We start from the raw sequence: 4,324 nt of genomic DNA, 5'->3' as shown, positions 1-4,324 counted from the left end.
AAACTTTAATCAGTGGGGGTTTTGTTCATCCCCCACTGATTATTAGCCCACACAAATCGGGCTTTTACAGACAGTTGATCCCCCACCTAACTTCTTTGCTTCCGCTGAATTTTGAGGTGGGGGTCTTACTGCCCGGCAAATAGCGGGATAAACTTATTATTAATTTCCAAACACAATAGTTGTTAATCAACAAAAAACTTCAATAATTAAGGTACACAGTAAATTGATCTCAAAACAGTAATTACTACAGTATCAGTTTTTACTTATTCTATAAAAAAAGAAATATCACTTAATGATTATTACTTTATATCAATTTAGACATAAAACATTTTATTATATCGGCTTAAGTATTATGGAATTAAAATTATAAATAACACAAAAACCCTTTTAAGGGATCATACATCGTTCGTATCAAATTTACCACCTTTCGATACCTATGTCATTAACACAACTAAAAAAGATTATTACAAAGGAATCTGAGAGGTTTTTTCAATTTCGAAATTTATTTTTTTGTAAATTAAAGGAAAAATAATCCGTATATATACGGATTATTTTCTTAGTGTAATCTGTATTGACCTGTTAACTGTTTTTCAGCCATTCAAACTAAGCGTTTTGTAAACTCTCCACCGATCCGAACCATTTGCAGATGATGTGATGTATCAGGTCCCAGTGTGACTCTTAGTTCAAAAGCAATTTCATACTTCATTTGCTCAATAGTACTTGTAGTAGCAGAAATAAGAATTTCCTTTGTATTACTTTCGTATCTTTGAATATTTATAATTGCACTTCCAATATATTTATAAATAACATGTGCCTACTTATGCTATTTATGCATAAGCGACCTAATTTCTTCCAGTATTTTTATAGGAACCCTTTCCCTCCCCTTATTCCACCAATTAAATTTGAAACACAAATGTACATTACATTTCAATATAACAATAAAAGCTACAAAAGCAACGAATTTACTATTTTAAAGTTAAGTGTTTAACCTTGAAGTACTTAAATTCTTTTTTCCAGATAAAGCATACATTATATCTTGATGTTTTATTGTCCTCTTATAATTATGTGGTATCGGGAATTTATTTCGGTGTTCTTTTATTATAATTAAAGTTTGAAGTTCTATGCTCAATACTTTTGCGAGAACATGATAGTTATATCCATTGTTTAACAGAGAAATTATGTCATAAAACATAGTTTTTCCACCCACTAATTTTACTAATTTATTCTTTAACTCCTCCCCTTTTTCTTTAGCTTCATCAATTTCTAACAACATAGATTTTTTATTTGTCTGCTTAATGTATTGAGTATACAACTCTGGGAATTCTTTTTGTACTTCTTTGTTTAATACTGGTTTATATTTAATCATATAAGTAACTTGTAACAATGAGCGTTTTAACAAACTATCTTCAATGAGATACGCTACTTTATTAAATAAATGTACATATTCCTCAATATTGGAATAACTATTAAAATGAGCTAATACTCTACTTTTTATACTAAAAGCCTTGCCTACATAAATAATATTGTCATTATAATCTTTAATGAAATAAATACCACTGTCAGATTTTTTCAATTTATTATCCAATTCTTCTATACTCATAAAATGCAATTCACTCATACTTCTCTCTCCTTAGCAGTTTTAAATCGTAAAAAACAAGCAAGGTTTCTAAAAAAGTACTTAGCTGCCCTAGCATCTCTTATTTTATCTCTTGCTAAATGTCAAAAAACTGTTTCTATGTTACTCAACTATCAATATGATTATTAATAAAATTTTCTATCGTTATTATCTCGCAATTTTATCATGTAATTTCGAGATCGTTTCCTCATTTAAATTACTGTGTTTTATCGAATAAAAGAAATATATGACTGCCCCAATAGTAATCCAAATACTAAAGTACATCCATGTCCTTAACGGTAAATTTAGCATTAAAAACAAACAACATACAATTGAAACGCTTGGTAATACAGGTACAAAAGGTACCATAAATCCACGTTTTAAATTTGGGTGTGATTTACGTAGAATAATAACTGATAGACAAACTAACGCAAACGTCACCAAACTACCGATATTAACTAAATTAACCAATTCTTTTAAATCAATAAACCCAGCTATTATAGAGCTCCCTATTCCTGCCAATCCAGTTATAAAAGTGGGTGCTCCAGTTTTCTTATTAACTTTCGCAAATGATTTCGGTAACAATCCATCACGACTCATTGCAAAGAATACTCGTGTTGCCGCATACATATTGGAAAAAATAACAGCCATAAGGCCAATTACAGCACCTGCAGCAATTGCACCAGCGACTTTTCCTTGTCCTACAACTTCCATTACATAAGCCATTGCCTCAGGGACATTTAATTCTTTATAGGAAACCATTCCTGTCATAACAAGGCATACCATAACATAAATAATTGTACATATGATTAATGATGCAATAATACCGATCGGAAGATTACGTTTCGGGTCTTTTACTTCTTCTGCTGAAGTTGCTAATATATCAAAACCCGTAAAAGCGAATAAAATAGCTGCTCCACCCGTAAAAACTCCACTTAAACCGTATGGTGCAATTGGTATCCAGTTCATTGGTTTTACATAGAATATACCAACCGTAATAAACAACAAAATCATTCCAATTTTAATCAATACCATTGTATTATTGATTCGTTTACTTTCCCTCGTACCACGGGATAACATCCATGCTAATATCAATGTAATGATTACTGCTGGTAGATTCACAATACCACCATGCGAAGGAATCGTTACTAGAGCTTTAGGTATCTCTAATCCAAATCCCTTTATTAAATTGTGGAAATAGCCTGTCCATCCAGCAGCGACAGCCGCTGTTGCCACGATATATATTAACAGCAATGACCAACCTACTAGATGAGCAACAAACTCGCCAATTGTTGCATATGAGTACGTATATACACTACCAGACGCCGGGAGTGTAGAAGCAATTTCCGCGTAACATAATGCTATAAATCCACATATAATTGCTGCAAGTATAAATGAAAAAACAACTGCTGGACCAGCATTTCTTGCTGCTACTAATCCAGTTAACACAAGAACACCCGTTCCAACTATCGAGCCTACCCCTAACATAATTAAATCAAATGCTCCTAATGTTTTCGTTAAAGTCTTGCTTTGATTATGCTCCAACAATTGTGTAACGGATTTCTTTTTTAGTAAATTACTCATATTTTCTGTATCCCCTTTAAAATAAGGTTTATTCTTCTCGTTAGTGTTGTATATAAATTTACTTAGTTATTAACTAGCCTCATAATATTTCTTTTACATTAAATAGATTTGAAATATTATATAAATTCGCTTCTCACTTACTAGTTAAACTAGACATTTCCATAGATTTTTGCGTACAACGTTTCATAGCTGAAATGATAGCTGTTCTTAAACCTTTTTCTTCTAGCGTTACTACAGCTTCTATCGTCGTTCCACCTGGAGAACAAACCATATCCTTCAATTCACCTGGATGTATTCCTGTTTCCAATACCATTTTTGCAGAACCTAATACAGCCTGAGCCGCAAATTTATAAGCTTGTTTTCTCGGCATACCGCCAAGTACAGCAGCATCTGCCATGGCTTCTATAAACATATACACATATGCTGGAGAAGAACCACTAATAGATGTAACAACATCCATTAGTTTTTCATTTATGACCTCCGTCTGGCCGAAAATATTAAATATGTTCAGTACCTCTTTTATATCTTTTTCTGTAACCATTTCATTAAAACATAACGCAGACATTCCTTCTCCAACAAGTGCCGGTGTATTAGGCATTACTCTAACAACTTTCAACTTTCTACCAAATTCATTCTCAGTGCTCTTAATACTTTTTCCTGCAGCAATAGTTACAACGATTACATCATTTTTTATTTGATTTTTTATTTGATCTTTTATTTGGTTAATTACCGATGAGTATAAATCTGGTTTGATTGATAAAATTAAAATGTCAGCGCTGTTAGCGACTTCATTGTTGTTAGTAGTTATAGTTATGCCATATTCATTACTAGCATTTTTTAAATTAATGACATTTAAATCTGAACAAATTATTTGATCTGGAGAAACTATATTTTTTTTAATCATCCCACCTATCATAGCAATACCCATGTTTCCACATCCGATAAAACCTATTTGTTTATTCATAATAATTTGCTCTTGCTCCTTCTACTCTAAATTTTATTGATTTTGAAATTATTATTCTAAATAAGGGCTATTACAATTACTTGATTTATCAATAGAATTTCAAAATTCTCCTTCCTATATAGAGCTTACATATACCTCTAATAACTTCTTTGCTTTCGCTG

4 protein-coding genes are annotated in these 4,324 nt (G+C 31.7%); all 4 read right to left on the bottom strand.

What is annotated here, in order from left to right; translation table 11 throughout:
• Nucleotides 1–598: 598 nt before the first annotated feature.
• A complete protein-coding gene (locus tag DN403_RS26505) occupies nucleotides 599–778 on the bottom strand; it encodes a small, acid-soluble spore protein, alpha/beta type (RefSeq protein WP_042598237.1) in 180 nt (59 codons plus the stop codon).
• A 198-nt stretch (nucleotides 779–976) separates the two neighbouring features.
• On the bottom strand, nucleotides 977–1,618 hold the full coding sequence (locus tag DN403_RS26500) for a GIY-YIG nuclease family protein (protein WP_001292159.1): 642 nt from the start codon (nucleotides 1,616–1,618) through the stop codon (nucleotides 977–979).
• 165 nt (nucleotides 1,619–1,783) lie between these two features.
• The gene (locus DN403_RS26495) at nucleotides 1,784–3,199 is read right to left on the bottom strand and encodes an amino acid permease (RefSeq protein WP_000067456.1); all 1,416 of its coding nucleotides are present in this window, start codon (nucleotides 3,197–3,199) and stop codon (nucleotides 1,784–1,786) included.
• A 133-nt stretch (nucleotides 3,200–3,332) separates the two neighbouring features.
• The gene (gene proC / locus DN403_RS26490; RefSeq protein ID WP_149185915.1) at nucleotides 3,333–4,163 is read right to left on the bottom strand and encodes a pyrroline-5-carboxylate reductase; all 831 of its coding nucleotides are present in this window, start codon (nucleotides 4,161–4,163) and stop codon (nucleotides 3,333–3,335) included.
• Between the last annotated feature and the right edge of the window lie 161 nt (nucleotides 4,164–4,324).

Origin of the sequence: Bacillus sp. AY2-1, from assembly GCF_008368965.1 — a bacterium.
Classification (GTDB): domain Bacteria; phylum Bacillota; class Bacilli; order Bacillales; family Bacillaceae_G; genus Bacillus_A; species Bacillus_A thuringiensis_S.
This window is presented reverse-complemented; position numbering and strand designations above follow the sequence as displayed.

What these genes read in the sequence shown, in the direction of transcription:
- DN403_RS26495 (WP_000067456.1), bottom strand. Translation starts at nt 3,199, where the DNA reads ATGAGTAATTTACTAAAAAAGAAATCCGTTACACAATTGTTGGAGCAT.
- proC (WP_149185915.1), bottom strand. Translation starts at nt 4,163, where the DNA reads ATGAATAAACAAATAGGTTTTATCGGATGTGGAAACATGGGTATTGCT.
- DN403_RS26500 (WP_001292159.1), bottom strand. Translation starts at nt 1,618, where the DNA reads ATGAGTGAATTGCATTTTATGAGTATAGAAGAATTGGATAATAAATTG.